Raw genomic sequence first — 26,527 nt, 5'->3', positions numbered from 1 at the left:
TCGGGTGAGAATGAGCTGTGTGCTATTGGCTGTGCTACTGAGTGGCTTGGCGTCCCAGGCCCAGGCGCTGTGCACGACGGCTGCGACGACGCCGGTGGCGTTTGGCCCGGTGAGTTCGATCCTGGTGCGGACCACAGTGCAATCGAGTTCGACCACCAACGCCGGATTGCGCTGTACCGGTTCGTTGCTGAGCCTGCTGACCTTGAACGACCATGTCTATGCCACCATCACCTCGGCCACCAGCGGCATGGTCGGTCCCACCGGGGATATCATCGGCTACAACATTTATGCGACCAACAACACGGGTGCGGCGTATCTGATCACCCGGGGCACGCCCTATGATTTTACCCGTAACAGCATCCTTGATCTGCTGGGGCTGTTCGGCGGCTCGACCCCCAAGACGGTGCCGATTTACATGGGAACGGTGATTGGCAGCAATGTCGCGGCGGGGATCTACAGTGAAACCCTGAGCATTTACTGGGACTGGAATTACTGTTCCGGGATCGGCCTGCTGGGGGTCTGTCTCGGCCGCGATATCGGCACCGGCACGCAAACCATCACGGTGAACCTGACGGTCGTCAACGACTGCGCGATCAGCGCGCCGAATATCAGCTTTGGCGGTTTTCCGGTGATCAGCGCGTTTGGCCCGGTCAACCAGACCATCAATATCTCCTGCACCAAGGGCAGTCTCTATACCGTTGGCCTGGACCCGGGCCAGAACGCCAGCGGTGGTCGGCGGCGGATGATCTCGGGGAGCAACTACCTCTCCTACGATATCTTCAAGAGCGCCGGTAGCACGATCTGGGGCAGTGTCGCCACGGCGCGACGTTCGAGCACCGATGCGGAGGTCAATCCGGGCACCGGCTCGGGCACCGGCAGCCAGTTGTTCAACTACAACGCCAAGGTCTACCCCGACCAGACCACGCCGCCAGCCGGGGCCTACAGCGACAACGTGATTCTGGATGTGGGGTTTTGAGAGGGGGACTAGCGCTCGATACTGCGGTTCCAGCGCGCGTTCCACTCAGGCCGCAGCAGGTTGACCTGATCCCAGTCGATGGCCACCGCAGTGTCCAGGTATTGCTTCATGGCCTCGACCTGGCCGCGGGTCTTGTCGGTGGTCGGGGTGTTGGGGTTGGACGGGATCTGGTCGCCATCTTCCAGCGCCGCCGCCTGGGCCTCAGGTGTCAGAAGGAACTCGGCGAGCTTTTGCGCCAATGCCGGCTCCGTATTGTTGGCAATCGCACACTCGGCGACGTTCAGCACCACCGCGCCTTCCTTGGGTTGCGCATACTCCACCGGGATCCCCTTGAGCTTGAGCGCGGTGACCTGGGTCGGCGTCAGCGGGAACAGCGCCGCCTCGTCGGTCTGGACCATCTCCGAGAGCTTGGCCGAGCTCGGGATGTACTCCAGCACATTACGCCCCACGCTGCCCTGCCAGGCCTTGAAACCCGGTTCGACATTGGTCTCGCTGCCACCCTGGATCCGGTTGAACATCAGGAACCCGTGCAGGCCGAAGGTCGAGGAGGACATCGACTGGAACACCACTTTGTCCTTGTACTTGCTGTCCGCCATGTCCATCCACGAGGTCGGCGCGGCCCAGCCTTTTTCCTTGAACAGTCGTGTGTTGTAGGCCAGCCCCGTCACCCCCAGGCTGACCGCCACCGCCTGGTCCTTGATCCGGCCCTTGACCGGGATCTGCGCCAGGGTCGGGCTGTCTTCAAGCTTGCTGCACAGGCCCATGGAGATCGCCCGGTACATGATCCCGTCATCCAGGAAGATCACGTGCAACTGCGGGTTGTCCTTGCTCGCCTGGACCTTGGCGAGGATGTCGGCGGACGTGCCCGGCACAATGACCACCTTGACGTGATTGGCCTTTTCGAAAGGCGGCAGCACCTTGTCCGTGTACAAGCGCTCCATGGTCCCACCGTTCATGCCCAGGTACAGCGTGGGCTCGGCCTGGGCCGGCGCGGCGCCGAACAGGGCCATGAGAGGCAGGCAGGACAAACCGATCAGGGCATTGCGTTGAGTCTTCTTCATGGCGCGATCTTCCTCTGGGTTCTGATGGCCCGCTCAAACGGCGGGAGTGGCATGGAAACGGGTAATGGAAAAAGCTTCGATCGGTGTCGACGACTGGCCCTGGCACACCAGTTCGGCCAGGACTTCACCCACCGCCGGACCGATCTGGAAGCCCGCTCCGGCAAAACCGAAGGCGTGCAGCAGGCCTGGTTGGGTACTGCTCGGGCCGATGACCGGCTGACGATCGGGCAGGTAGCCTTCGGTGCCGCTCCAGGTTCGAATCGCCTGGGCACCTTGCAGAAACGGATAAAGCTCGACGGCCTGGCGGAGGATCTCGAGCACGGCGGTCTGCCCCGGTCGGGCACGGGCGTGGTCGAGGGCAAAACCCTGGCCGCCGCCCAACACGCAGTTGCCGCGAGTGACCTGGCGGGCATAGATGCCACCGCCCTCGACGCCGGTGCTGGCGTCCATCACCAGCGGCAAGGGTTCGGTCACCAGCATCGCCGGATGACCGGAATGCATCGGCACCGCTTCACCGAATTGCGCGGCGAGACTGCCGGCCCAGGCGCCGGCGCAATTGAGCAGCCAGGGCGCACGGACCTCAAGGCCTTGCTGGGTGCGCAGGACAAAGCGCCGGCCGTCATGCTCGACCGCGGTCACCTCGCTCTGTTCCAGCACCGTCGCGCCGCGCAGGCGTGCGGCCCGGGCAAACGCCGGAGAGACCAGCCGGGGGTTGGCATGACCGTCGTCGGGGCAGAAGGAGGCGCCCTCGGCGACCTGGCCGACCCAGGGAAAACGTCGGCGCAATTGCTCGCGATCCAGCACTTGCAGGTCGAGCCCGAAACCCTGGCTGCTGTCGGCATAGGCTTGCAGAGCGGCCAGGTCGTCGAGACTGCGGGCCAGCTTGAGATGCCCTGAACGCTGGTATTCGCCGTCAATGCCGATCAGTTCCGGCAGGCGCGCCCAGATCCCGTGGGCGCGCTGGGACAGCGGCAACTGCGACAGTGGCCGGCCCTGGCGGCGCACACCGCCGTAGTTCACACCGCTGGAATGGGCGCCGCAAAAGTCCCGCTCCAGCAGCGCCACGCTGCGGCCCTGTCGGCTCAAGGCGAGGGCCGCCGAAGCGCCGACGATGCCGCCACCGAGAATGACCACCTCGACTTCGATCATGGCGCGACCTCCACGCCAAAGGGCAGCGGCTTGATGGGTGCCTGGGTCCGCAGACGGCCAATGCTGTCCAGGGCCAGGCCGCTTTCGCAGGCGATGATTTCCGCCGCCGCCGAGCCGCAGATCCGGCCCTGGCAGCGGCCCATGCCGACCCGGCAATGGGCCTTGACTCGATTGATCTCCCAATGGCCTTCACGGACCACCGCGCGCACCTCACCGACGCTGACTTCTTCGCAACGGCAGAGCATCAGCGTGTCCGGGGCCTCGATGGCCCAGCGCTCGGGGAAGGGAAAGGCCTGTTCCAGCCCCTGGCGGAAGGCGCCGATACGTTGCAAGTGAGCCTCCAGAAACCCTGTCCGCTGCGGATCAATGCTGCGCCCGAGGTCTTCCAACAGCGCCAGGGCAGCCCGTTCGCCGGCCATTTCCGCGGCATCGGCGCCCATAATTCCGGCACCGTCGCCGGCCAGGTAGACCCCCGGCACACTGCTGCGCCCGCTGCCGTCGCGTTCCGGTAACCAGGCACGATTCAATGGGTTCCAGCTGAAGTGGCAGCCCAACAGATCGGCCAATTGGGTTTCGCTACGCAGCCCATGGGCGAAGGCCAGCGCGTCGCAATCAAGGGCATGCAGGACCTCGCCCTGGCGCCAGCGCAACGACTGCACACTCTGTTCGCCGTCGACCTGCAGTAGGTGGGCGTCCTGGTGCACCGGGATGCCATGGGCGGTCAGCCAAGCGCGGTAATACAGGCCCTTGGCGAGGGTCAGTGGTTGGTTGAGCAAACCGGGCAGGGCGCGGCACTGGGCGCTGAAGGGCGAGCTGTCGAGCACCGCCAGCACCTTCGCCCCGGCCTTGGCGTATTGATAGGCCACCAGATACAGCAGCGGCCCGCTGCCGGTGAACACCACCCGCTGACCGATGGCACAGCCCTGATACTTGAGGGCAATCTGCGCGGCACCGAGGCTGTAGACGCCGGGCAAGGTCCAGCCGGGGATCGGTAGCACCCGGTCGGTGGCGCCGGTGGCAACAATCACCTGCGAGTATTCCAGGCGGCCGGCTCGACCTTGTTGCAGTGTGTCGAGTGCGCCGTCCTCGGCGTTCCACACCAGGGTGTCGGGCCGGTAGTCGAGTTGTTCGCGCAGACCGTCCAGGGTCTGATGGATCGCGACCGCTTTGCGGGCTTCGAAGCCATAGAGCTTCACCGGCGAACGGCGGAAATTTTCCGGCTGACGCCGATAGATCTGCCCGCCGCCGCGCGCGCTTTCATCCAGCAGGCAGGGGCGCAGGCCATGGGCGACCAGGGTTTGTGCGGCACGAATGCCGGCCGGGCCGGCCCCGACGATAACGATCTCAGACATGGACTACGCCCCCAGTAGGAGCAAGCTTGCTCGCGATGGGCGTCAACGATAACGCGGGTATCCTGGTACTCCGCGGTGCCTGGGCCACCATCGCGAGCAAGCTCGCTCCTACAGGGGTGGAATTTGCGTAGGTCATGGCGTGTTTCTCCCTTCCCGAGTCACCTGCTGCCCGGCTTCGAGCATCGTCGAACAGGCCCGTACCCGGCGCCCGTCGGCCAATCTGACCCAGCAATCCTGGCAGGCGCCCATCAGGCAGAATCCGGCGCGGGGTTCACCGCTGAAGTCGCTGTGGCGCAGATAGTCACCGGCAGTAAGCAGCGCGGTCAGCAAGGTATCGCCCTGCAAACCCCTGGCCGGCTCGCCGTCGAGGGTAAAGTCCAGGGCCGGGCGTTCGCCTTCGGCCAGTCGTTTCAGCAGCGCCATGTCGACCTCATTGTTTGCCTACCAGGACCCGGTCCAGGCCGTAGACCCGGTCGAGCAGAATCATCGTCAGCGCGGTCAGCGCGATCACCAGGGCCGAGACCGCGGCCATCATCGGGTCGATGGATTCGGTGGCGTACACGTACATGCGCACCGGCAGGGTCTGGGTCGAGGGTGAGGTGACGAAGATCGACAGGGTCACTTCGTCGAAGCTGTTGATAAAGGCCAGCAACCAACCGCCGGCCACGCCGGGCAGGATCATCGGCAGGGTGATCTGGCGGAACAGGGTGAAGCGCCCGGCCCCGAGGGACTCGGCGGCCTGCTCGGCGCTGCGGTCCATACCGATGGCCGCGGCCAGCACCAGGCGTAGCACGTAAGGCGTGATCACCAGGACATGGGCGGCGATCAACCAGGCGAAGCTGCCGTTGACTCCCATCAGAGCGAACAGCCGCAGCAGCGCCACCCCGAGCACCAGGTGCGGGATGATGATCGGCGAAAGAAACAGGCCATTGAGAAAGTCCCGCCCGGGGAACTGATGACGGGTCATCGCCAGGGCTGCCGGCACGGCGATCAGGGTCGCCAGACTAGCCGCACTGAAGGCCAGGATCAGGCTGTTGTAGAACGCCTGGACAAAGTCCGCACGTTCGAACACCGCACGGAACCAGCGCAATGAAAAGTCCGTGGTCGGCAGGCTCAGGGTGTTTTCCGGGGTGAACGCCACCAGGCAGACCACCACCAGCGGCGCCATCATGAACACCACGATCAGGCTGTGGAAAAACAGGGCCAACGGGCCGTTTCTGGACATTTACGCGGCCCCCAGGGATTTCTTGTAGCGACGCTCGATCATCCGGTTCCACGACAGCATGATCAGCAGGTTGAGCAGCAACAGCACCACGGCAATTGCCGCGCCCATCGGCCAGTTGAGTTCCGAGAGGTACTGGTCGTAGACCAGGGTCGCGACCATCTTCAGTCGGCGTCCGCCGAGCAGGCCGGGAATCGCGAAGGAACTGGCGGACAGGCCGAACACGATCAGCGTGCCGGACAATACGCCGGGCATCACTTGCGGCAACACCACCAGGCGCATCACCGTGGTGTGGCTGGCACCGAGGGACAGCGCGGCCTGTTCGGCGGCCGGGTCGAGCTTTTGCAACGACGTCCAGACCGGGATGATCATGAACGGCAACATCACGTGGACCAGGGCGATCACCACCGCGAAGGGCGTGTAGAGCAGCTTCATCGGCGCCAGGCCGAAGGCTTGCAGGCTTTGGTTGACCAGGCCGTCGGCACCGAGCAAAAGGCTCCAGCCGAAGGCCCGGACCACCACCGAAATCAGCAGCGGGGTGAGGATCAGGATCAGGAAGATCGAACGCCAGGGCGTGCCCATGCGACTGAGGATGTAGGCTTCCGGCACACCGATCAGCACGCAGAGCAGGGTGGTCAGGCCGCTGATCCAGAAGGTCCGCAGGAAAATCTCGTAGAAATACGGATCGCTGAACAGCACGCCGTAGTGTTCCAGGGTGTAGGCGTCGTTCTTGATCCCGGTCTGGTAATCGAAGACGTTGAACGACAGCACGGCGGTCAGGCCCAGCGGCAGGATCAGCAGGCCGAGGTAGAGCAGCAAGGCCGGTGCCGACAGCAGGTAGCCGCGCCGTCCCTGGCGCATCCGCGTGAGCAGGTTCATGCCGGTACCTCGCTGTTCTCCAGCACCCGCAACAGCTCGGCCGGCCAATCCAGGCCCACCACCGTGCCTTCGTTCAGCGGCGCCGAACCGTCATTGCGACGCACCACCGTGAGCTCGCCGACTGTGCTGTCGATCCGGTACAACCATTGGCTGCCGAGGAAGAACCGGCTGATGATTTTGCCGGGCAGACGCCCGTTGCCGGCGGCCAGCAGGTCGATCTTTTCCGGGCGCAGGCTCAGGGTCAGCGCCCCTTCGCCCTGCAGCTGGCGTACTTGCGGGCAGCCGCCGGCATCAAGGTCTCCCGGCAGCAGGTTGGCCTTGCCGACGAAGCCGGAAATAAACCGCGTGCGTGGGTGTTCGTAGAGTTTGTAGGGCTCGTCGATCTGGGTGATGCGCCCGGCCTGCATCACCACCACACGGTCGCTGATGGACAGCGCCTCGGCCTGGTCGTGGGTGACCATCAGGGTGGTGATACCGACTTCGCGCTGGATACGGCGAATCTCGAACTGCATCTCTTCGCGCAGGTTGGCGTCGAGGTTAGACAGCGGTTCGTCGAGCAACAGCACGGGCGGTTCGATCACCAGGGCCCGGGCGAGGGCGACTCGCTGGCGTTGGCCGCCGGACAGCTCGCGGGGATAACGTTCGGCGTGCTGGTGCAGACGCACCAACTGCAACACCGTCGCTACCCGTTTGCGCACTTCGGCGGCCGGCACTTTGCGCATGCGCAGGCCGAAGGCGACGTTGTCCGCGACGGTCATATGGGGAAACAGCGCGTAGCTCTGGAACACCACGCCGAGGCCACGACTGCTGGGCTTGGCGTGGGTGATATCGCGGTTGTCGAGGAGAATCGCACCGGCGCTGACCTCGACGAAGCCGGCGATCATTTGCAGGGTCGTGGTCTTGCCGCAACCGGAGGGACCGAGCAGCGAGACGAACTCGCCCTTGTCCACCGAGAGATGCGTGGCGACCACGGCATCGATCTCTCCATAACGCTTGCACACGCCTTCAAGTCGTAGAAAGGCCATAACTGCGTTCCACCTGTGTGTTGTTGTGCGCGCCGAGGCGCGCTTTTTTTGTCATGGGCAGAGACGAAAGGGTATTGCCGGGGTGCGTGGTGCTCGACGTGCGTCGGCTACCGGTGTTGTTCGAATCGCCCCTTGTGGACGCAGAGTAGGACGAAGACTAGGATGGGCGGAAGAGTGAATTTCACTGAAAGAATGATTATTTTTACTTTCATTCATTCAATAAATTTTTAGATGAGAAAACCGTCAATGGATTCCACTGAGCGGAATGATAAGAAAAGTGAAGTTGGTGTCAGCGCGGTGTCGCGGCTGTTTGCCGTGTTGCGCAGCCTGGGGGAGACGCCGGAGGGCGGCGAACGGGTAACGCAGCTGGCCGAACGGGTCGGTTTGTCCCAGCCGACCACGCACCGCTTGCTGCGCAGCCTGGTGGACGAAGGCATGGTGGAGCAGGACGGGCGCAGCAAGCGCTATCGCTTGAGCCTGGATTTTTTTGCCCTCGCGGCCCGGGCCGGGCAGACCGGCAATCTGCGCGAACTGGTGCGGCCGGCGTTGCTGCGCTTGTCGGCATCGTTAGGGGATTCATTGTTCCTGCTGGCCCGCAGCGGTTTTGATGCGATCTGCCTGGACCGTAGCGAAGGACCGTTTCCGATCCGCACCTTTACCGGCGATATCGGTGGGCGCGTGGCCCTGGGCGTGGGGCAGGGCAGCCTGGCGATCCTTGCGTTCCTGCCGGAAGAGGAGCGGGAAACGGTGATCCGTTACAACCTGCCGCGGCTGCGGGACTTCCATCTGTATGACGAAGTGCTGCTGCGTTCGGAGGTGGAGAATGTGCGCAAGCTCGGTTATGCCGGTCGCAACACCGGGGTGTTGCAGGGCATGGCGGGGGTCGCGGTACCGATCCTGGATCGCGAGGGACGGGCGGTGGCGGCCTTGAGCGTTGCCACCATCAGCGACCGCCTGGGGCCGGATCGTTTGCCGACGGTGGTGGAGTTGCTCAAGCGCGAGGCGGCGGCGATCGGGCCGCGGATCAATCCGTTTGATCCGTTGTTGCGGCGCCCGTCGCAGATTTTCGGGCAGAAATGACCGTTTTCTACCTGAGAGTCCTCAGAACCGGGTCGTCTGCTGCAGCAGTTGCGCCGCCGGGCTGTTCGCCTGGGTCACCATGGCGTAGTTGTAGCCGCTGCCGGACCAGTACTCGGCCTGCAACTCGCCGTCACGTCGCCCGCCGCGCTCCAGCAGATGGTTCTGCGGTCCCGGTGGCCTTACGTAGTAGCTGATCCGCTGCCCTTGCGGGTTTTCATACAAGACCATGGCCGCCGCGCCCTGTTCGGTGCTCAGCAAGCGCGCACTGACCGGCTTGAACCCGGCGTTCTGCAAGTTCGGCAAGCGGTTGGCCTGGGTGAAGTAGCGGTCGAGCCAGCCTTGCAGGTCGCCGCTCTGCTCAACCTTGAAGTCCGCCGGAAGGATGTCCTGGGTGGCGAACATGCGATAGGCCTGCACCGCATCGGCCATCGGCGCGGGCATCGGGAAGGTCATCTGCCGGGCCTGCCAGCCGCTGACACCGCCGAGGGTCACGGCAATCAGCAACATCGCGGCACTGGCCAGATGGCGACGGGACTGGCCGCGCAAACGCCGGCGAATCATCGCCGGGTCCAGCGCCGGGTTCGCCGGCATTTGCAAGGCACCTCCCAGGGCCGCCCGCAGATGCTGGGCATCGCGCTGCCAGTCGCGGACCTGTTCAGCCAGTTCCGGGTTGCTTGCCAGGTACGTCTCCAGCATCTGCCGGTCGGCGTCGCTGAGTTGATGATCGACGTAGGCGTGCAGGTCACGCTCGCTTGGAGGAATAGTGATCATTTCAGTATCCGCAGGGAGGGGCTGGTGATTTCGCCTTCGCTGAGCTGGCGCAGGGCCTGGCGGGCGCGGGACAAACGCGACATCACGGTGCCGGTGGGGACGTCGAGAATCTCGGCGACCTCCTTATAACTCAAACCTTCTACCGAGACCCAGAGCAACAGCGCCCGTTGCTCGGTGGGCAGCAGCTCGAAGGCTTCCAGGGTCGACTGGGCCACCACGGTGCGTTCCACCGAGGGCTGGGCGTCGTCGCGGCCGGTAAAGAATTCGAGCATCCGCGCATAACGCTTGCCGCGGCGGTGGGAGTCGATGAATTGGCGATACAGGATCGAGAACAGCCAGGCGCGCAGGTCGCCTTCGGCCCGCTTCTCACCCCAACTGGACAGGGCTCGCTCCAGACTGGCCTGGACCAGGTCGTCGGCGCTGCTGGGGTTGCGCGTCAGCGACACGGCGAAGCGCCGCATCCGCGGGATCAGTTCACGTAGCTGTTCATCGAGATCGTTCATGGAATCCTGCAGGTTCTTGACCCGTTACTACGCTTGGACTAGCAAGACGCCTGGCCTTGAAGGTTATTCCAACGGCTGGAAAATAAATATTCGAAAAATAAATCGGAGGGCCTGGAATAAACCGGACCGGCCTTCGTCTTATAGCTCCTTCACCGTGTGGCCGCCTGAGGCCCTGGAGTTTTTTCATGGTAGATCACACACCACCGCCCCTCAGCGGTTCGAGCAAGGTCTTGCGCCTGGCCGGCATCGCCGCCGTGCTCGCGGCCCTGGTCGGGGCCTTTGCCTATGTCAACGGTCGACTTGATCCGGGACGCCTGACCCCAGGGCGCATCGTCAACACCTTCGAGAAAAACAACGGCGTGCATGCCGGCTACCGGCGCAATCATGCCAAGGGCGTGTGCGTGGCCGGGTATTTCGAAAGCAGCGATGCCGCGCGCGCCTATTCCACCGCCCAGGTCTTTCGCGAAGGCAGCGTGCCGGTGGAAGGTCGCTTCGCCTTGCCCAGTGGCAATCCCTATGCCCCGGACAGCAGCGTACCGATTCGCAGCCTCGGCTTGCGTTTCACCCAGGCCAACGGCCAGCAGTGGCGTACCGGGATGAACAGCATGCCGGTGTTTCCGGTGGGCACTCCCGAGGCGTTCTTCGAGCAACTCAAGGCCGCTTCACCCGACCCGAGCACCGGCAAGCCGAACCCGGCGGCCATGGCGGCGTTCTTTGCCAGCCACCCGGAAACCCTGCCATTCCTGCAATGGGTCAAGACCGCCAAGCCGTCGGCCAGTTACGCCACTGAAAGTTATAACGGTCTGAATGCCTTCTACCTGGTTGACGCGGCCGGAAAGCGCCAGGCCGTGCGCTGGGGGCTGGTGCCGCTGAGCCAGGACGCCGTGGGTGCCACGGCGCCGGACGGTGCCGACTTCCTGGCCAAGGACCTGGCCCAGCGCCTGGCGGCGGGGCCGTTGAAATGGCAGCTGCGCCTGACCCTGGCCAATCCCGGTGATCCGACCGACGATGCCAGTCGGCAATGGACCGGCGAGCACAAGGTGCTCAACGCCGGCACGCTGGTGCTGGAAAGCACCCAGCCCCAGGACGACGGCGATTGCCGCGATATCAACTACGACCCGTTGATCCTGCCGAGCGGCATCGAAGCCTCGAGCGATCCCCTGCTGGCGGCGCGTTCGGCGGCCTATGCCAGTTCCTATATGCGTCGTACCAGTGAAGTCGGCTCCTTGCCCGCTGCCCATTCGTCACAGGAGTCCCGCCCATGAGCGCCCCTTCGAATCACTTCGCCCCGCTGGCGCGCCTGCTGCATTGGTTGATGGCGCTGATGATCCTGGCGATGCTGTTTATCGGTGCCGGCATGGCGGCCTCGGTGTCCGAGCGACATGAATGGTTGCTGCATCTGCACAAGCCGCTGGGGATCGCGATTCTGCTGTTGGTGGTGGTGCGTCTGGTGGTGCGTTTCAGTACCCATCAGCCAGCGCTGCCGAATGATTTGCCGGGCTGGCAGGTGCTGGCGGCGAAGCTGTCCCATGTGTTGCTGTATACCTTGATGCTGGTGTTGCCGCTGCTGGGTTGGGCGATGATTTCGGCGGCGGGGGATCCGGTGATGCTGAGTGAGTCGTTGCGGTTGCCGTCGATAATTTCGGCCAATCCGACGGTCTTTTCTTTCCTGCGCAAGGCCCATGGGTACCTGGCGTATCTGTTGTTCCTGACGGTGTTGATGCACCTGGCGGCAGCGCTGTTCCATGGCTGGATTCGTCGGGATGGGGTGCTGGAAAGCATGGTGCGCGGCAAGGATTGATGTCGCCAGGCCCCAAGTCTTGCGGCGGGACACGGACCTGTAGGAGCCAGCTTGCTGGCGATGGCGATTGGCGTGGCACCTCAAGGTTCAGCCTGTCGGCTGATCGCGAGCAAGCTCGCTCCTACAGTGAGTGTGAGTCCCTAAGGGCGGGCTATTCGCGGGAGAAACGTTCGCGGCTGTTGCTCAGGTGCGTCCACATCGCTGCCCGCGCCGCATCCGGGTCCTGGCGGCGGATGGCGTTCAGGATCGCCTCGTGCTCCAGGCTGGCGAGTTGGCCCAGTTGCACCAGGTCGGCATCGCCGCGCTCCGCTCCCGGCACCCGGGTACGCGGAATCATCGAGCTGCCCAGGTGCAGCAGGATCTCGGAAAAGTAGGCATTGCCGGTGGCTTCTGCGATCAGCAGATGAAAACGCTGGTCGGCGGCCACGCAACTGTCGTTGTTGGCCAGCAAGCTCCGATACTCGTCCAGCGCCGCACGCATCTGCTGCAGATGCGTGTCGCTACGCCGCCGTGCCGCCAGCGCCGCAGCCTGGGTTTCCAGGCCCAGGCGCAGCTCCAGCAGATCGCGCACGCTCAACGCGGTTTCCACATTCAGGCGCAAACCGTGGGGCTCCTGGCGTTCCAGCACGAAACTGCCGACACCATGATGGGTTTCCACCCAGCCCGCCGCCTGCAACTTGGAAATCGCTTCGCGCACCACCGTACGGCTGACCTTGTGCTCGGACACGATGGCACTTTCCGACGGCAGCTTGTCTCCCGGTTGCAAATGCCCCAGGCGAATCTGCTGGGTCAGGTGATCAACCAGGTCATGGGCCAGGTTGGGGCTGCGTTTGCGCCGTGGCGCGCTGGGACGGGTTTCAGTATTCATGGGCGTGTCACGCAGGGGCGAGGGCAAAGCTTAACACTCGTATGACAAGAGGCGTAGCCACAGTCACCAGCATGTATGACAAGTTGAAGTCGAGAACGGATGATTCCGATCAATGACGTTGATCAAACAGCCGCGAATGATTTTATTGGGTATTTTTAATTTTATAAAAATACTTATAAATCAAATATATAGATATTTTATTGAGTGATTTTACGTTTGGAATCGGCAATTTTTCCCTGAAAATCACCGCAGAAGCACTTGTTGAGCTATTTTTCTACTCGTATGATGACTGTCGACTGGCTCGTCTGATCCAGCACCCCCGCACACAAAAATAACCCGTGGGAGACCTGTCGTGAACAACACTCTAGATCCGTCCGCCGCAGCGGAACGCGATTCCCTGCTGGCCGTCGCCGTGGCGAAGGTCAAGCGCCATGTGCTGCCGCTGTTCGTCATCATGTTTATCGTCAACTACATCGACCGGGTGAACATCGGTTTCGTGCGCACGCACCTGGAACATGACCTGGGGATCGGCGCTGCCGCCTACGGTTTTGGTGCCGGACTGTTCTTCATCGGTTATGCGCTGTTCGAAGTGCCCTCCAATATCCTCTTGCAGAAGGTCGGCGCGCGGCTCTGGCTGACACGCATCATGTTCACCTGGGGGTTGGTTGCCACGGCGATGGCCTTTGTCCAGAACGAAACCCACTTCTATATCCTGCGTTTCCTGCTGGGTGTCGCCGAAGCCGGGTTCTTTCCCGGGGTGATCTACTACTTCACCCGCTGGCTGCCAGGGGTGGAGCGTGGCAAGGCGATTGCCATCTTCCTTAGCGGCTCGGCCGTGGCCTCGCTGATTTCCGGTCCGCTGTCCGGGGCCCTGTTGCAGATCGAAGGCTTCGGCTGGCACGGCTGGCAGTGGATGTTCATCATCGAAGGGCTGGCCTCGGTGGTGCTCTGCGGCTTCACCTGGTTCTGGCTCGATTCCTCACCCAAGGACGCCAAGTGGCTGAGCGTCGCCGAACAACAACGGCTGGTGCAGGTCATCGAGGACGAACAGCAGCAGCGCGATATGTCGATGCCGGTCAAGCCGTCGATCTGGAGTTTGCTCAAGGACCGCCAGATCCTGCTGTTCTGCGTGCTGTATTTCTGCATCCAGTTGACCATCTATGCCGCCACCTTCTGGCTGCCGAGCATCATCAAGAAGATGGGCCAGCTCAGCGACCTGCAGGTGGGCTTCTTCAACTCGATTCCCTGGCTGATCTCGATCATCGCCATGTATGCCTTCGCGGCGGCCTCGGGCAAGTGGAAACATCAGCAGGCCTGGGTTGCCTCGGCACTGCTGATCGCGGCGTTGGGGATGTTCATGTCCACCACTGGCGGGCCGATTTTCGCCTTTGTCGCGGTGTGCTTCGCCGCCATCGGTTTCAAGTCCGCGTCGTCGCTGTTCTGGCCGATTCCCCAGGCTTACCTGGATGCGCGGATCGCCGCGGCGGTGATCGCCCTGATCAACTCCACGGGTAACCTCGGCGGTTTTGTCGCGCCGACGACCTTCGGCTGGCTGGAGGAGCACACCGGTTCGATCCAGGGCGGTTTGTACGGCCTGGCGGCGGCCTCGGTGATCGCCTCGATCCTGGTGTTCTTTGCCCGCACCCAGCCCAAATCGACTCCTGCATCACCGGGTGCTGCCAGCCCGGTCCTGAACAAATCCCATTGAATACTGCGGTTGAACACAGGTACGAATCATGACGACCAACACTTCGCACGCGGCCGGACAGGCCCCCGTCATCACCGCTTTGCAGGTCATTCCGGTGGCCGGCCACGACAGCATGCTGCTGAACCTGAGCGGTGCCCATGGCCCGTTTTTCACCCGCAATATCGTGATCATCAGCGATAGCAGTGGTCGCACCGGCGTCGGTGAAGTGCCCGGCGGCGAGCGCATCCGCGCGACCCTGGAGGACGCCCGCGCGCTGTTGCTGGGGCAGTCCATCGGCAACTACCAGAAGCTGCTCAACGAGGTGCGCCGCACTTTCGCCGAGCGCGATGCCGGCGGGCGCGGCCAGCAGACCTTCGACCTGCGGATCACCATTCATGCGGTGACGGCCCTGGAAGCCGCGCTGCTGGACCTGCTCGGCCAGTTTCTCGGTGTGCCGGTGGCGGCCTTGCTGGGTGAGGGGCAGCAGCGCGATGCGGTGAAGGTGCTGGGTTATCTCTTCTACATCGGTGATCGCGGCAAGACCGACCTGGCCTATCGACACGAAGCCGAGGCGGATGACGCCTGGTTCCGCCTGCGTCATGAACAGGCGATGACCCCCGAGGCCATCGTCAAACTGGCCGAAGCCGCCCAGGCGCGTTATGGCTTCAATGACTTCAAGCTCAAGGGCGGCGTGCTCAGTGGCGCCGAGGAAATGGAAGCGGTGACCGCCTTGGCCGAGCGCTTCCCCGAGGCGCGGATCACCCTGGACCCCAACGGTGCCTGGTCGCTCAAGGAAGCGATTGCCCTGTGCCGCGACAAGCATGGGGTGCTGGCTTACGCCGAGGACCCTTGCGGTGCCGAGAACGGCTACTCGGGGCGCGAGGTCATGGCCGAATTTCGTCGGGCCACGGGCCTGCCGACGGCAACCAATATGATTGCCACCGACTGGCGCGAAATGGGCCATGCGATTCAATTGCACGCCGTCGACATTCCCCTGGCCGACCCGCATTTCTGGACCATGCAGGGCTCGGTGCGGGTCGCGCAGATGTGCCACGAATGGGGCCTGACCTGGGGTTCGCACTCCAACAACCACTTCGATATTTCCCTGGCGATGTTCACCCATGTGGCCGCTGCCGCGCCGGGTGAAATCACCGCCATCGACACCCACTGGATCTGGCAGGACGGCCAGGGCCTGACCAGGGAGCCGTTGCAGATTGTCGACGGTTTTATCCAGGTCCCGCAAAAGCCCGGGCTGGGCATCGAACTGGATATGGATGCGGTGGCCAAGGCCCATGAGTGCTACAAGAACATGGGCCTCGGCGCCCGCGACGACGCCGTGGCGATGCAGTTCCTGATTCCCGGCTGGTCGTTCAACAACAAGCGCCCGTGCCTGGTGCGCTGAGACCTGTTCGGGGCTGAACGGCGTCACGGCGCCGATCTGCTCGCCGTCGACGCGCACCGCAACTTGCCACTACAGTGGTGGGCTTGAGAGGACGGCTCCAGAGAGGGTGTATGCCGACGTTTTACGATGCCCGTGGGAATATCTATGCCGTGGCGAGCCCCGCTGAAGTGCGTGGGCTCGGTCTGGACGTGCCGGCGAATGCCGCACAGGCGGCGCTGCTGCGCCAATCCTGGGCGCTTGAGGCGGTGGAGGCGCTCTGTGGCTGGGGCGCGCAGGCGCCTGGGCGAGGAGGCAAACACCATCGTTCCGATGGTTTGCTGGTGGGGCCGTTCCAGGCGCAAGCACCGTTCGACCTGTTGATCATCAATACCGACGGCACCCTGGCCGAGCGCAGCGGCAACGGCTTGACGATTTTTGCCCAGGCGCTGACCGAGCAGGGCTTGATGCCGGTTCAGGGCGCTTGTCTGTTGCGGGTCCATCACGATCAGCCGGGTGGTCTCTCTCCTGTCGCCACTTCGGTCGAGCCGGCGCAGGTCGAGGAGCAACAGGGATTCTGGCTGGACCTGGGAAAACCGGCGTTCGGTCCGGAGGCGGTGTCTGCCCTGGGTGTTGCAGAGGCTGAATTGAACGGTCGCAAGCTAAGTCATGTCACGCAGTTGTCGGGTTTGAACAGCGCCTGGCAGCGCAGCCAGTTCGTGCGCATCGGCAATCCGCATTGCGTCACCCTGGTCGAGTCGCCGGCGTTGTTGCCGAGCAACCCACAGATGGGCGAGCCGGCGCTGGAGCCTGGCCTTACCCGGATCGCCTTTGCGCCTCCGAGCGGTGCTGGCGAGCCCTGTGCGGCGGGGGTGAACCTGCAATGGGCGACCCGGGTGGCGCCAGGGCATGTGCAGGCCCGGGTGTTTGAACGTGGCGAAGGACCGACGGCGTCTTCCGGCACCAGTGCCAGTGCGGTGGCTTGTGCAGCCTGGCGGGTCGGTTGGGTCGAGGCCGGTGAGGTCCGGATCAGCATGCCGGGCGGTACGGCGCCGATCCGCCTGGTGGCGCTGGCGGATGAGTTGCAAAGTGTCCATCTGTTTGGCACGGCCCGGCGTCAGTCCTGAAGCTCGGCTCGCTGCCGACACCATGAGCAGAAAAAACACCCCCTGCGCAGGTCCGTTGCGCCCTTGTTCGGTCCAGGCGGTTTTGGCTTGATAAGTGGCAGGGGTTGAAGGCTGACGAGCGCCTTGCCCTGATCGGCCCGTGAGTGCGGGCGCGAGTTTTCGACTCGTATAAATGGAATTTACGATGAGAGCAGTTAAAGGTTTATTCGGTGCGCTGGTGTGCGCCGGGCTTGTGTTCAGCACCGGCTCCACGAGTGCTTACCCGGTGTCCGAGCCGGCTATCAGCGATAAGAAAACCAGTACCGATGCGGTTGAGTCCAGTCCGGCGGAACTGCTGGAGGGCAGTCGCACCGATTATTTTTCATGCTCGGTGGGCCGCTTCAGGGGCGAACTCGAGGCCAGGGTAGTGTTCGCCTCTGCGGGCAACACGGCTTATTTCGATGTCAGTGCGGTGAGGTACCGGATTGTTCGCAGCAGCGGCCAGAGCGGCGGCAACAAGGCCAATGTGAACTTTCACCTGGACACTTTGAACAAACAGGGCGTGGTCCGGGCCAGTGATCCCTACCGCTCGCCGGACACCATGCGCCAGGATGGCAGTTGGCACCTGCTCGACGTCAACCGGATCGTGCGCACGGATTATCAGGGGGCGGTGACGTTCGAGTTCGTATTCGACCGCTCGGTGGCCAGTGATACCCGTTGCGCCGCCCATAAAACCTACCAGTGGGCCGGTGCCGCGACCGCGCGTTCCGGCGCGGCCGACTGAGCCGACTCAAGGGGCGTCGAGCCCTGGCGCCTCGCGAATCAGGAAGTGATCCAGGTTGTCGATTTCACAACTGAACACACTGAAGGTCTGCTCCGGGTTTTTCTTGCTCGGCACTTGCTTCAATTGCGGCGTGACACCGTAGAAGAAGCAATACAGGTCTTCGGTCTGTTCGATGACGCGGTGGATCTCGTCCAGGAACACCGTGCGCTGGCGGTAGTTCTCGATCAGGCTTTTGCTCAGGTAGACATTGATCGAGTAACGCTTTTTGTCGGCCCACAGCGGTTTGTCGAAGACCACGCTGAAGCTGGTCTTGTAGTCCTTGATCTCCTTGATCTTGCCCCAGTAGATCAGGCCCTGGCGGTCCTGGCAGTACTCGACCTTCTTGAAGAAGGCGTTGTAGTTCAGGGTCAGCTCGCCAATGGTCAGGGGCATGCGTTTGAGCAAGTCCTTGTTGGCGTGGTTGGAGACGAAGCACTCTACCGGATGGGCGAACACGCTGGTGCGGTTCGGTGCAGCCTTGGCGTCCTCGGCGGCGTGGACGGCGCTGGGGGCTGGCGTTGGGTCTGCTGGCGGCTGCGGCGGACGGGTGTCGCTAGCGGTCGGCGTTTTTCGCACGTAGGTGCGGCGGGTCAGCAGCAGTTCGACCGGGAAGTTCTGTTCACCTTCGATCTCGTCCAGCGGGTGTTCCGGATCGAGCACGCCCGGTGCGGTTTCCACGCTCAGGAACGGGCAGTCCGCCAGGTGCCGGGTGCTGGGCATGTTCTTGAAGTGCGGGGTCCGTTTGAAGCGCGGGTTGCTGGCGTTGTAGGTGGTGAGCCGGTTTTTGCCGTCGAAGGCCGCACGGCAGGCATCGTTCGGGCACTGGAAGCTTTCCTGGGCCGAATCGAACTCCACCGTCTCATCGAAGTTCAGGTCGCGGACGTCATAGATCGTCAGTTTTTCGTCGAGGCTGACGCAATAGGCCTTGTCGAATTTCATGCCGGCTCCTGCCATTGCAACTGCGCCGGCTCGCGTTTCACCAGGACCTTGCCGTCACGGATCGAATACAGCGGCAAGCCCTGGCTGCGGATCATCTCGTAGTCACTGTCCGCCGAGAGGATCAGTAGATTGGCCGGGCGTCCGACTTCCAGTCCGTAGCGCTCGCCCAGGGCCATGGCCTTGGCACTGTTGTCGGTGACCAGGTCCAGCGCGTTTTGCAGGTTGCGATAGCCGAGCATATGGCAGATATGCAGCCCGGCCTCCAGTACCCGCAGGATGTTGCCGTTGCCCAACGGATACCAGGGGTCGACGATCGAGTCCTGGCCGAAACAGACGTTCATCCCGGCGTCCAGCAACTCGTTGACCCGGGTCACGCCCCGGCGTTTCGGGAAGTTATCGAAACGCCCCTGGAGGTGAATGCTCTCGGTGGGGCAGGACACAAAGCTGATCCCCGAGGCCTTCAGCAGGCGGAACAGTTTGGCGCAGTAGGCGTTGTCGTAGGAGCCCATGGCCGTGGTGTGGCTGGCGCTCACCCGTGAACCCATGTCGCGGCTGCGGGCTTCTTCGGCCAGCACTTCGAGGAAGCGTGAGTGCGGGTCGTCGGTTTCGTCGCAGTGCACATCTACCAGGCAGCCGGTTTTTTCCGCCAGGTCCATCAGGAATTTCACCGAGGAGACGCCCTGGTCCCGGGTGTACTCGAAATGCGGAATACCGCCCACCACATCGGCGCCGAGGTTGATCGCCTCGACCATCAGTTCCCGGCCATTGCGATAGGACTCGATGCCTTCCTGGGGGAACGCGACGATCTGCAGGTCGATCAGGTGGCGGGTTTCCTCGCGCACTTCGAGCATGGCCTTGAGCGCGGTCAGTTGCGGATCGGTGACGTCGACATGGGTCCGCACATGCTGGATGCCATGGGCGGCGAGGCTGCGGATGGTTTTTTTCGCGCGGGTCTTGGTGTCGTCGTGGGTGATGGTGGCCTTGCGTTCGCCCCAGCACTCGATGCCTTCGAACAGGGTACCGCTCATGTTCCAGCGCGGTTCGCCGGCGGTGAGGGTGGCGTCGAGGTGGATATGCGGTTCGACGAACGGCGGGACGACCAGCTTGCCCTGGGCGTCGAGGTCGTCCGGGTCGGCGCTCAACGGGCCGGTTTGTCGGGTGATACTGGCGATCCGTGCGTGTTCCAGATGCAGGTCATACAGGCCTTCGCGGTGACGCAGCTTGGCGTTGAGGATATGCATGGGCGGGGTCCTTGTCGTACGTGTCGTCATAAGGTATCCGAAGTGTGCAGGAAACTGCTCGGAGATCTCCCCATAACTCGCCGGAACATGGTCGAGAAGGCCGCCGGGCTTTGGTAGCCGAAGTCCAGGGCAATGTGCGTCACCGATTCGCCGCTGGTCAGTCGGGCCAGGGCCAGGACCACACAGACACGTTGTCGCCATTGGGAAAAGCTCAGGGCCGTTTGCTCCTGGAACAGTCGTGTGAAACTGCGCAGGCTCATGTGCAGGCGATCAGCCCAGGCCTGGGGCGACTGGCGGATATCCGCTTGCTCGACGAAAGCCTGGCAGAGTGGGAGCAGGCGTGGGTCCTGGGGCAGCGGGATATGCAACGGCAGGGTATTGGCGCTGGCCAGCTCATGCAGCAACAGCGTGATCAGCGTGCCATCGCGGCCCTGTGCGTCATAGTCCACCGGCATGTCGACGGCCGAGATCAGCAATTGCCGCAGCAGGGCCGAGACTTCCAGCACCTGGCAGGCCTGGCTCATGTCACGGACGGCAGCGGGCTCGATGTACAGGCTGCGGGTGCTGACACCGAGCATCAGCACCTGATGGGGCACACCGGGGGGAATCCACACCGCACGCTGGGGCGGGACGATCCAGTTGCCGTCGTCGGTGAGCACATGCATGACCCCCGTGGCGCCATAGAGCACTTGTGCTCGACGGTGTTGGTGGCGGGCCAGCAGGTGTCCGTGGGGGTAATCGGTGCCGATGGCGATCACGGCCTGGGGCAGGTGATCGAACGGGGTGAGTGGGGTGTTGCGCATGGCAGTCTTTATCTGGCCGAATCGCAAATAGTATTGACGGACTTGCGTAAGCGCGCCAAGTGCCCGTTGCTTAAGGTGCAGGTCTCTCTTCCTGAAAGGACCTGACGTGATGCTTTATGGCGTATTGGCACTGTTTGGCGGACTGGCCGGGGTGACCACCGTGCTGTTCGGTTTTGGCGGCGGTTTTGTCGTGGTGCCGTTGTTGTACTGGACCCTGAGCGGCAGCCCGGATCCGGTGATCAGCGCGGCGGCGATGCAGATCGCCGTGGCGACCTCGACCTGCGTGATGATCGTCAATGCCTTGATCGCCACGGGCAAGCACCGACGCGCCGGTAATCTGCGGCGCGCCTATATCTGGCCCCTGGCGGGGTTTATCGGGCTGGGCTCGGTATTGGGGGCGGTGTTGGCCAGTGGGGTCAGCAGTGGGGCGCTGCGTTGGGCCTTTATTGCTTACCTGGCACTGACTATCGTTGATTGTCTGGCGAGGCGCGGGTTTATGCAGCAGGGCGCGACGGGTTTGGCGCAACCGCTCAAGCCGGTCGTCACGGTGGGCGGTGGTTTGCTGATTGGTGCCGTGGCGACCTTTCTCGGTGTGGGTGGCAGCGTCATGACGGTACCGCTGTTGCGGCGCAGCGGCCTGAGCATGAGCCTGGCAACGGCCATGGCCAATCCGTTGAGCGTGCCGGTGGCGGTGGTCGGGACGCTGACTTATGTCTTGATGGCCGGCGTTCGCCAGATTGAGTTGGGCGCCTGGTATGCCGGTTATGTGGATCTGCGGGCATTTGCGTTGTTGATTTTGGGATCGTTGCTCGGTATCCGCCTGGCAACGCCGTTGATCGGGCGTATTCCTGACCGGCTGCATGCCCGGGTCTATATCGTGTTGCTAATGTGTGTGCTATTGGCGATGGTCTTGAAGTAGGAACACAGTTCCCACAGGATCGCGTCTCACCACAAAAGCATCGTGCTGCCACGGTCCCCTGTAGGAGCGAGCTTGCTCGCGATGGGGCCCTTGAGCCTTGCGGTGTTCTTGCCGACGCCATCGCCAGCAAGCCGGCTCCCAAAGTCCGGCGATCACACAGCCAGCAGGCGCTCGCGCAGCTTCGCCACTTCGTCGCGCATCTGCGCCGCCGCCTCGAACTCCAGGTCGCGGGCCAACTGGTACATCTTCTCCTCCAACTGGCGAATGCGCTTGGTGATCTCGCTCGGCGAACGTAGTTCGTTTTCGTAGCGGGCGTTTTCCTCGGCGGCCTTGGCCATGCCCTTGCGTTTCTTGCTGCGCGAACCGGGCACGATGGCGCCTTCGAGGATATCGGCGACATCCTTGACCACACCCTTGGGCGTGATGCCGTTGGCCAGGTTGTGGGCGATCTGCTTGTCGCGACGGCGCTCGGTCTCGCCGATCGCCCGCTCCATGGAGCCGGTGATGCGGTCCGCGTAGAGAATCGCCCGGCCGTTGAGGTTGCGCGCCGCCCGGCCGATGGTCTGGATCAGCGAGCGCTCGGAACGCAGGAAACCCTCCTTGTCGGCATCGAGGATCGCCACCAGCGACACCTCGGGCATGTCCAGGCCCTCGCGCAGCAGGTTGATCCCCACCAGCACGTCGAAGACGCCCAGGCGCAGATCACGGATGATTTCCACGCGCTCCACGGTGTCGATGTCCGAGTGCAGGTAACGCACGCGCACGCCGTGGTCGGCGAGGTAGTCGGTGAGGTCCTCGGCCATGCGTTTGGTCAGGGTGGTGACCAGCACGCGTTCTTCCACGGCCACGCGCTTGCTGATCTCCGAGAGCAGGTCGTCGACCTGGGTCAGCGCCGGACGGATTTCCACCTGCGGGTCCACCAGGCCGGTGGGGCGCACCACCTGCTCGACGATCTGGCCGGCGTGTTCGGCTTCGTAGTTACCGGGGGTGGCGGAGACGAAGATGGTCTGCGGGCTCACCGACTCCCATTCATCGAAACGCATCGGCCGGTTGTCCAGCGCCGAGGGCAGTCGGAAACCGTATTCCACCAGGGTTTCCTTGCGTGAGCGGTCGCCCTTGTACATGGCGCCGACTTGCGGAACGCTGACGTGGGATTCGTCGATCACCAGCAGCGCGTCCGCCGGCAGGTAGTCGTAGAGGGTCGGCGGCGCCTCTCCGGAGGCACGGCCCGAGAGGTAGCGCGAGTAGTTTTCGATACCGTTGCAATAACCCAGCTCGAGGATCATTTCCAGGTCGAAGCGGGTGCGCTGTTCCAGGCGCTGGGCTTCCACCAGCTTGTTGTTGTCGCGCAGGTAGTCGAGGCGCTCCTTGAGCTCCTCCTTGATCCCGTCGATGGCGCCGAGCAGGGTTTCCCGCGGTGTCACGTAGTGGCTTTTCGGATAGAAGGTGAAGCGCGGCAGCTTGCGGATCACTTCGCCGGTCAGCGGGTCAAAGGCCGAGAGGCTTTCCACCTCATCGTCGAACAGCTCGATACGGATCGCTTCCAGGTCGGATTCGGCCGGGTAGACGTCGATCACATCGCCACGTACACGGAAGGTGGCGCGGGCGAAATCCATGTCGTTGCGGGTGTATTGCAGGTCGGCCAGGCGGCGCAGCAGGGCACGCTGGTCGAGCTTGTCGCCACGGTCCACGTGCAGGACCATCTTCAGGTAGGTTTCCGGGCTGCCGAGACCGTAGATGCAGGATACCGTGGTGACAATGATGGCGTCCTTGCGCTCCAGCAGCGCCTTGGTCGCCGACAGACGCATCTGCTCGATATGGTCGTTGATCGACGCATCCTTCTCGATAAAGGTATCGGAGGAGGGCACGTAGGCTTCCGGCTGGTAGTAGTCGTAGTAGGAAACGAAATACTCCACGGCGTTGTTCGGGAAAAACGTCTTGAACTCGCCATAGAGCTGCGCGGCCAGGGTCTTGTTCGGCGCCAGCACCAGGGTCGGGCGCTGCACCTGGGCGATCACGTTGGCGATGCTGAAGGTCTTGCCCGAGCCGGTCACCCCGAGCAGGGTCTGGTGAGCCAGGCCGGCTTCGATACCCTCGACCATCCGACGGATGGCTTCGGGCTGGTCGCCGGCGGGCTGGAAGCGGGTGACGAGCTGGAATTCGGACATAGCCTACCTCTGGGTTCGTTCCCGCCTGACAGTCATGGCGAAAACGAGAAAGTCCTCTTACGACCGATGTCGTAGGGAAAAATCATGATAATGCTGGATATGGTGCCCGGTACGACAGCTTTCAAGGCAATCGTCGTCCATGCATTCTGTTGCAATTGGACGGGCGTCCCGCAAATAAATCAAAAAACTTGTCAGATTCCGACAATAGCCGGTCGCCCTGACCGGTGATGGCCTCTATACTAGCTCCCCGTTTGTGCACCGCTCTAGTGCAATCGGCTGGAGCGTTGTCACTTCCCTCCACCCCCCATTCAGAGCCGCCGCAATAATGAGCCTGTTCTCCGCTGTCGAAATGGCACCACGCGATCCTATCCTGGGCCTCAACGAAGCATTCAATGCCGATACCCGTACCGACAAGGTCAATCTGGGTGTGGGTGTTTACTGTGACGAAAGTGGGAAAATTCCACTGTTGCGGGCCGTTGTCGAAGCCGAAACCCAGCGCGCGGCTCAGCATGCCTCCCGTGGCTACTTGCCGATCGACGGTATTGCAGCCTACGACAAGGCCGTGCAGACCCTGTTGTTCGGTCAGGATTCGCCGCTGATCGCCGCCGGTCGTGTGCTCACCACTCAAGCGGTCGGTGGCACCGGTGCACTGAAAATCGGTGCTGACTTCCTCAAGCAACTGCTGCCGAACGCCACGGTCGCCATCAGCGACCCGAGCTGGGAAAACCACCGCGCGCTGTTTGAAACCGCGGGTTTCCCGGTGCAGAACTATCGTTACTACGATGCCGCGAGCAACGGTGTGAACCGTGCCGGTCTGCTGGAAGACCTCAATGCGCTGCCGGCCAAGTCCATCGTTGTACTGCACGCCTGCTGCCACAACCCGACCGGTGTCGACCTGACCCCGGCCGATTGGCAGGACGTGCTGAACGTGGTCAAAACCAAGGACCTGGTGCCGTTCCTCGATATGGCTTACCAGGGCTTTGGTGATGGCATCGACGAAGACGCTGCAGCCGTGCGCCTGTTCGCCGAGTCGGGCCTGACCTTCTTTGTCTCCAGCTCGTTCTCCAAGTCGTTCTCGCTGTACGGTGAGCGTGTCGGTGCACTGTCGATCGTCAGCGAGTCGAAAGAAGAGACCGCCCGTGTCCTGTCCCAGGTCAAGCGCGTGATCCGCACCAACTACTCCAACCCACCGACCCATGGTGCGACCATCGTTGCGGCAGTGTTGAACAGCCCTGAGCTGCGTGCCCAGTGGGAAGCGGAGCTGGCGGAAATGCGCCTGCGTATTCGCGGCATGCGCATGCAGATGGTCGACCTGCTGGCCCAGCACGGCGCCCAGCGTGACTTCAGCTTCGTAGGCCGCCAGCGCGGGATGTTCTCCTACTCCGGCCTGACCGTCGAGCAAGTGGCGCGCCTGAAAAACGAGTTCGGCATCTATGCACTGGATACCGGTCGTATCTGCGTCGCGTCGTTGAACCAGCGCAATATCGAAGCGGTGGTGAAGGCGATCATTCAGGTGATCTGACCCGGAAAAACCAAAAAGCCCGGCGTAATGCCGGGCTTTTCGTTTGTACCAATATTTAGTTCAGGAGGTGCTTGGCTGCAGCCCCGAGGGCAGCAGAGGCGAGGGCGCCGATAACAACGGCTGCTCCAAGGTATTTAGCCATTGTCACTTTGATGCCGTTGACGTCATCGGCGACCTTTTTGGCGTCAGTCTTGATGCTGCCGACATCCTTCTCGATTCTTTCAAAGCGCGCTTCCGATATCTTTTCCCACGCTTTATCACGCTCAGCCTGAGCCCGAAAGAAACCTGAGAATTTTTCGTCGAGGGCTTTGTCGCGCACGGCCTGCTCTGCCCGAAAGGACTCTTGACGTAAGTCCATCTCTGCCCGAAAAGAATCCTGGCGCAGCGCCATCTCTCGACGAAGCTGATCGTCGCGCAGTTTGAGTTCTTGGCGGTAGTCGGTGATATCGGTCATGGTGTCAGTATCGTTTCGTTTGGGTGGGCTGTCGTTGTCGTGGATTTTTGGCTGATGGCTTTCTAACGGCGTTCCGCCAGTGGCGTCGATTTTTTTACTCGACGTGTTCGGTGTCAAAGAGCCTCGTTTCCTGCTGGCAATGCTGACCCAGTCAAGGGTATCGGGACCTCTGCCGAGTCCCTTCGAACCTTTGAATTGCTCTCCGCCGACTGATTCGTAATCAATACAGGTCAGCATTCAAAATGCCTCGACCACACCGGCCAGGTCGCCGTCGAGCAAAGAATGTTGGCGTACGAATTTGCACTTTTTGCAGATCATCACGAGGACTGGAAGCCCTGTCATATACATCTCGCCGGCACCTGTTCCCCAAGGAAGGGCGTTTCCTCCCATGGAGTGAGCGTGAGGTATTCGCCACTCGTCTGTTTTACAGATAAGGCACTCGACCGAAATGCCGTGGCTGTCGAAGAAGTCCTGCACCTTTTCGATATTTATCCTGTGACGCTTTCCTTGAACGGTTTCTTTGCTCATTCCTTTGTGCTCCCGCTTCCTCAGAGTCCACCAAACCCGATCACTGATGTGATAGGTCGCAGGCTAGCCAGAGAGACGGATGGGCGCCAGGGGGGAGGGTGTTTCTAGGAAGTTTCAGTCAAGAAAAAGCGAGCTGTCTTGCAGGCCATGAGCAATCACCCTGAGAAACATGAACCGCAACTTAAAACTCGGTGAAGAAATTTTCACCGCTACTTAAAACAGTGTTCATGAATGTGGGGGGCAAAAAATTATATATAGGTGGTGGCATTCAC

At 62.5% G+C, this 26,527-nt stretch carries 26 protein-coding genes; 10 read left to right on the top strand and 16 right to left on the bottom strand.

The genetic code is table 11. From position 1 onward, the window contains the following. Positions 1-10 precede the first annotated feature (10 nt). Positions 11-976 carry a Csu type fimbrial protein gene (locus HX866_RS14125; protein ID WP_177093330.1) on the top strand — a complete coding sequence of 322 codons (966 nt, stop codon included), beginning with the start codon at positions 11-13 and terminating at the stop codon, positions 974-976. 8 nt (positions 977-984) lie between these two features. On the opposite strand, the gene HX866_RS14120 is transcribed toward HX866_RS14125, so the two are convergent. The 7 genes from HX866_RS14120 to HX866_RS14090 all read right to left on the bottom strand — a co-directional run bounded on the left by HX866_RS14120 (position 985) and on the right by HX866_RS14090 (position 7,664). Then, on the bottom strand, positions 985-2,037 hold the full coding sequence (locus tag HX866_RS14120) for an ABC transporter substrate-binding protein (protein WP_177092360.1): 1,053 nt from the start codon (positions 2,035-2,037) through the stop codon (positions 985-987). Positions 2,038-2,070: 33 nt separating this feature from the next. Continuing rightward, positions 2,071-3,186 (bottom strand): NAD(P)/FAD-dependent oxidoreductase, encoded by a 1,116-nt coding sequence (locus tag HX866_RS14115; protein WP_177092359.1) that lies wholly within the window; start codon positions 3,184-3,186, stop codon positions 2,071-2,073. Then, positions 3,183-4,538, bottom strand: a complete 1,356-nt coding sequence (locus HX866_RS14110; RefSeq protein WP_177092358.1) for an FAD/NAD(P)-dependent oxidoreductase — start codon at positions 4,536-4,538, stop codon at positions 3,183-3,185. The genes HX866_RS14115 and HX866_RS14110 overlap by 4 nt, the downstream gene beginning before the upstream one ends. Positions 4,539-4,670: 132 nt before the next feature. Beyond that, a complete protein-coding gene (locus HX866_RS14105; protein WP_177140015.1) occupies positions 4,671-4,961 on the bottom strand; it encodes a (2Fe-2S)-binding protein in 291 nt (96 codons plus the stop codon). Between the two features lie 7 nt (positions 4,962-4,968). Further along, positions 4,969-5,763 carry an ABC transporter permease gene (locus HX866_RS14100; protein WP_177092356.1) on the bottom strand — a complete coding sequence of 265 codons (795 nt, stop codon included), beginning with the start codon at positions 5,761-5,763 and terminating at the stop codon, positions 4,969-4,971. Then, the gene (locus HX866_RS14095) at positions 5,764-6,639 is read right to left on the bottom strand and encodes an ABC transporter permease (RefSeq protein WP_121138463.1); all 876 of its coding nucleotides are present in this window, start codon (positions 6,637-6,639) and stop codon (positions 5,764-5,766) included. Continuing rightward, the gene (locus HX866_RS14090) at positions 6,636-7,664 is read right to left on the bottom strand and encodes an ABC transporter ATP-binding protein (protein WP_177140014.1); all 1,029 of its coding nucleotides are present in this window, start codon (positions 7,662-7,664) and stop codon (positions 6,636-6,638) included. The genes HX866_RS14095 and HX866_RS14090 overlap by 4 nt, the downstream gene beginning before the upstream one ends. A gap of 246 nt (positions 7,665-7,910) precedes the next feature. Between HX866_RS14090 and HX866_RS14085 the strand changes: the two genes are divergently transcribed. After that, entirely contained in the window at positions 7,911-8,744 is an 834-nt protein-coding gene (locus HX866_RS14085; RefSeq protein WP_177092354.1) for an IclR family transcriptional regulator, read from the top strand. Positions 8,745-8,765: 21 nt separating this feature from the next. Here the strand turns inward: HX866_RS14085 and HX866_RS14080 are convergent, their stop codons facing one another. Then, on the bottom strand, positions 8,766-9,515 hold the full coding sequence (locus HX866_RS14080; RefSeq protein ID WP_177092353.1) for an anti-sigma factor family protein: 750 nt from the start codon (positions 9,513-9,515) through the stop codon (positions 8,766-8,768). Then, positions 9,512-10,018 carry an RNA polymerase sigma factor gene (locus HX866_RS14075; protein ID WP_177092352.1) on the bottom strand — a complete coding sequence of 169 codons (507 nt, stop codon included), beginning with the start codon at positions 10,016-10,018 and terminating at the stop codon, positions 9,512-9,514. Before HX866_RS14075 ends, HX866_RS14080 begins: the two co-directional genes overlap by 4 nt. A gap of 185 nt (positions 10,019-10,203) precedes the next feature. Between HX866_RS14075 and HX866_RS14070 the strand changes: the two genes are divergently transcribed. Beyond that, the gene (locus HX866_RS14070) at positions 10,204-11,283 is read left to right on the top strand and encodes a catalase family peroxidase (protein WP_177100383.1); all 1,080 of its coding nucleotides are present in this window, start codon (positions 10,204-10,206) and stop codon (positions 11,281-11,283) included. Next, entirely contained in the window at positions 11,280-11,819 is a 540-nt protein-coding gene (locus HX866_RS14065; protein WP_177092350.1) for a cytochrome b, read from the top strand. Before HX866_RS14070 ends, HX866_RS14065 begins: the two co-directional genes overlap by 4 nt. A 151-nt stretch (positions 11,820-11,970) precedes the next feature. Here HX866_RS14065 and HX866_RS14060 read toward each other — a convergent pair whose 3' ends face one another. Next, a complete protein-coding gene (locus HX866_RS14060; RefSeq protein ID WP_177140013.1) occupies positions 11,971-12,687 on the bottom strand; it encodes a FadR/GntR family transcriptional regulator in 717 nt (238 codons plus the stop codon). Between the two features lie 352 nt (positions 12,688-13,039). Here HX866_RS14060 and HX866_RS14055 point away from each other — a divergent pair, with 352 nt between their 5' ends. From HX866_RS14055 to HX866_RS14040, 4 genes are all read left to right on the top strand, one after another. After that, the gene (locus HX866_RS14055; protein ID WP_177140012.1) at positions 13,040-14,395 is read left to right on the top strand and encodes an MFS transporter; all 1,356 of its coding nucleotides are present in this window, start codon (positions 13,040-13,042) and stop codon (positions 14,393-14,395) included. A gap of 28 nt (positions 14,396-14,423) precedes the next feature. Beyond that, positions 14,424-15,776, top strand: a complete 1,353-nt coding sequence (gudD, locus tag HX866_RS14050; RefSeq protein WP_177140011.1) for a glucarate dehydratase — start codon at positions 14,424-14,426, stop codon at positions 15,774-15,776. A gap of 110 nt (positions 15,777-15,886) precedes the next feature. After that, positions 15,887-16,879 (top strand): diaminopimelate epimerase, encoded by a 993-nt coding sequence (locus tag HX866_RS14045; protein ID WP_177140010.1) that lies wholly within the window; start codon positions 15,887-15,889, stop codon positions 16,877-16,879. A gap of 184 nt (positions 16,880-17,063) precedes the next feature. Next, on the top strand, positions 17,064-17,642 hold the full coding sequence (locus HX866_RS14040; RefSeq protein WP_177124513.1) for a hypothetical protein: 579 nt from the start codon (positions 17,064-17,066) through the stop codon (positions 17,640-17,642). Between the two features lie 6 nt (positions 17,643-17,648). Here the strand turns inward: HX866_RS14040 and HX866_RS14035 are convergent, their stop codons facing one another. Genes HX866_RS14035 through HX866_RS14025 form a run of 3 tightly spaced genes read right to left on the bottom strand, consistent with a single transcriptional unit; the run spans position 17,649 to position 20,664 of the window. Continuing rightward, positions 17,649-18,620, bottom strand: coding sequence for a hypothetical protein (locus HX866_RS14035; protein WP_177140009.1), 972 nt, complete (start codon positions 18,618-18,620; stop codon positions 17,649-17,651). Continuing rightward, positions 18,617-19,861, bottom strand: coding sequence for a cytosine deaminase (gene codA / locus HX866_RS14030; RefSeq protein ID WP_177124511.1), 1,245 nt, complete (start codon positions 19,859-19,861; stop codon positions 18,617-18,619). The genes HX866_RS14035 and codA overlap by 4 nt, the downstream gene beginning before the upstream one ends. A gap of 26 nt (positions 19,862-19,887) precedes the next feature. Continuing rightward, on the bottom strand, positions 19,888-20,664 hold the full coding sequence (locus HX866_RS14025; protein ID WP_177140008.1) for an AraC family transcriptional regulator: 777 nt from the start codon (positions 20,662-20,664) through the stop codon (positions 19,888-19,890). A gap of 109 nt (positions 20,665-20,773) precedes the next feature. Between HX866_RS14025 and HX866_RS14020 the strand changes: the two genes are divergently transcribed. Then, complete coding sequence (locus HX866_RS14020; RefSeq protein WP_177092341.1) at positions 20,774-21,583, top strand: sulfite exporter TauE/SafE family protein; 810 nt, start codon at positions 20,774-20,776, stop codon at positions 21,581-21,583. 152 nt (positions 21,584-21,735) lie between these two features. Here HX866_RS14020 and uvrB read toward each other — a convergent pair whose 3' ends face one another. Then, a complete protein-coding gene (gene uvrB / locus HX866_RS14015; protein ID WP_177092340.1) occupies positions 21,736-23,751 on the bottom strand; it encodes an excinuclease ABC subunit UvrB in 2,016 nt (671 codons plus the stop codon). Positions 23,752-24,076: 325 nt separating this feature from the next. Here uvrB and HX866_RS14010 point away from each other — a divergent pair, with 325 nt between their 5' ends. Then, on the top strand, positions 24,077-25,273 hold the full coding sequence (locus HX866_RS14010; RefSeq protein WP_177092339.1) for an amino acid aminotransferase: 1,197 nt from the start codon (positions 24,077-24,079) through the stop codon (positions 25,271-25,273). Positions 25,274-25,328: 55 nt separating this feature from the next. Here HX866_RS14010 and HX866_RS14005 read toward each other — a convergent pair whose 3' ends face one another. Then, a complete protein-coding gene (locus HX866_RS14005; RefSeq protein WP_177092338.1) occupies positions 25,329-25,964 on the bottom strand; it encodes a hypothetical protein in 636 nt (211 codons plus the stop codon). Next, a complete protein-coding gene (locus HX866_RS14000; RefSeq protein WP_177140007.1) occupies positions 25,965-26,255 on the bottom strand; it encodes a hypothetical protein in 291 nt (96 codons plus the stop codon). Positions 26,256-26,527 lie beyond the last annotated feature (272 nt).

This window comes from Pseudomonas gingeri (genome assembly GCF_013386165.1).
GTDB lineage: Bacteria > Pseudomonadota > Gammaproteobacteria > Pseudomonadales > Pseudomonadaceae > Aquipseudomonas > Aquipseudomonas gingeri_C.
The sequence above is the reverse complement of the archived record's forward strand: the minus strand, read 5'-3'. Positions and strand labels throughout refer to the sequence as shown.

Bases quoted from the DNA above. Each gene is read 5' to 3' on its own strand.
- HX866_RS14085 (WP_177092354.1), top strand. From the start codon at position 7,911: ATGGATTCCACTGAGCGGAATGATAAGAAAAGTGAAGTTGGTGTCAGC.
- HX866_RS14005 (WP_177092338.1), bottom strand. From the start codon at position 25,964: ATGCTGACCTGTATTGATTACGAATCAGTCGGCGGAGAGCAATTCAAA.
- HX866_RS14025 (WP_177140008.1), bottom strand. From the start codon at position 20,664: ATGCGCAACACCCCACTCACCCCGTTCGATCACCTGCCCCAGGCCGTG.
- HX866_RS14020 (WP_177092341.1), top strand. From the start codon at position 20,774: ATGCTTTATGGCGTATTGGCACTGTTTGGCGGACTGGCCGGGGTGACC.
- HX866_RS14095 (WP_121138463.1), bottom strand. From the start codon at position 6,639: ATGAACCTGCTCACGCGGATGCGCCAGGGACGGCGCGGCTACCTGCTG.
- uvrB (WP_177092340.1), bottom strand. From the start codon at position 23,751: ATGTCCGAATTCCAGCTCGTCACCCGCTTCCAGCCCGCCGGCGACCAG.
- HX866_RS14090 (WP_177140014.1), bottom strand. From the start codon at position 7,664: ATGGCCTTTCTACGACTTGAAGGCGTGTGCAAGCGTTATGGAGAGATC.
- HX866_RS14035 (WP_177140009.1), bottom strand. From the start codon at position 18,620: ATGAAATTCGACAAGGCCTATTGCGTCAGCCTCGACGAAAAACTGACG.
- HX866_RS14120 (WP_177092360.1), bottom strand. From the start codon at position 2,037: ATGAAGAAGACTCAACGCAATGCCCTGATCGGTTTGTCCTGCCTGCCT.
- HX866_RS14065 (WP_177092350.1), top strand. From the start codon at position 11,280: ATGAGCGCCCCTTCGAATCACTTCGCCCCGCTGGCGCGCCTGCTGCAT.
- HX866_RS14070 (WP_177100383.1), top strand. From the start codon at position 10,204: ATGGTAGATCACACACCACCGCCCCTCAGCGGTTCGAGCAAGGTCTTG.
- HX866_RS14125 (WP_177093330.1), top strand. From the start codon at position 11: ATGAGCTGTGTGCTATTGGCTGTGCTACTGAGTGGCTTGGCGTCCCAG.
- HX866_RS14040 (WP_177124513.1), top strand. From the start codon at position 17,064: ATGAGAGCAGTTAAAGGTTTATTCGGTGCGCTGGTGTGCGCCGGGCTT.
- HX866_RS14045 (WP_177140010.1), top strand. From the start codon at position 15,887: ATGCCGACGTTTTACGATGCCCGTGGGAATATCTATGCCGTGGCGAGC.
- HX866_RS14000 (WP_177140007.1), bottom strand. From the start codon at position 26,255: ATGAGCAAAGAAACCGTTCAAGGAAAGCGTCACAGGATAAATATCGAA.
- codA (WP_177124511.1), bottom strand. From the start codon at position 19,861: ATGCATATCCTCAACGCCAAGCTGCGTCACCGCGAAGGCCTGTATGAC.
- HX866_RS14060 (WP_177140013.1), bottom strand. From the start codon at position 12,687: ATGAATACTGAAACCCGTCCCAGCGCGCCACGGCGCAAACGCAGCCCC.
- HX866_RS14100 (WP_177092356.1), bottom strand. From the start codon at position 5,763: ATGTCCAGAAACGGCCCGTTGGCCCTGTTTTTCCACAGCCTGATCGTG.
- HX866_RS14105 (WP_177140015.1), bottom strand. From the start codon at position 4,961: ATGGCGCTGCTGAAACGACTGGCCGAAGGCGAACGCCCGGCCCTGGAC.
- HX866_RS14115 (WP_177092359.1), bottom strand. From the start codon at position 3,186: ATGATCGAAGTCGAGGTGGTCATTCTCGGTGGCGGCATCGTCGGCGCT.
- gudD (WP_177140011.1), top strand. From the start codon at position 14,424: ATGACGACCAACACTTCGCACGCGGCCGGACAGGCCCCCGTCATCACC.
- HX866_RS14080 (WP_177092353.1), bottom strand. From the start codon at position 9,515: ATGATCACTATTCCTCCAAGCGAGCGTGACCTGCACGCCTACGTCGAT.
- HX866_RS14110 (WP_177092358.1), bottom strand. From the start codon at position 4,538: ATGTCTGAGATCGTTATCGTCGGGGCCGGCCCGGCCGGCATTCGTGCC.
- HX866_RS14075 (WP_177092352.1), bottom strand. From the start codon at position 10,018: ATGAACGATCTCGATGAACAGCTACGTGAACTGATCCCGCGGATGCGG.
- HX866_RS14010 (WP_177092339.1), top strand. From the start codon at position 24,077: ATGAGCCTGTTCTCCGCTGTCGAAATGGCACCACGCGATCCTATCCTG.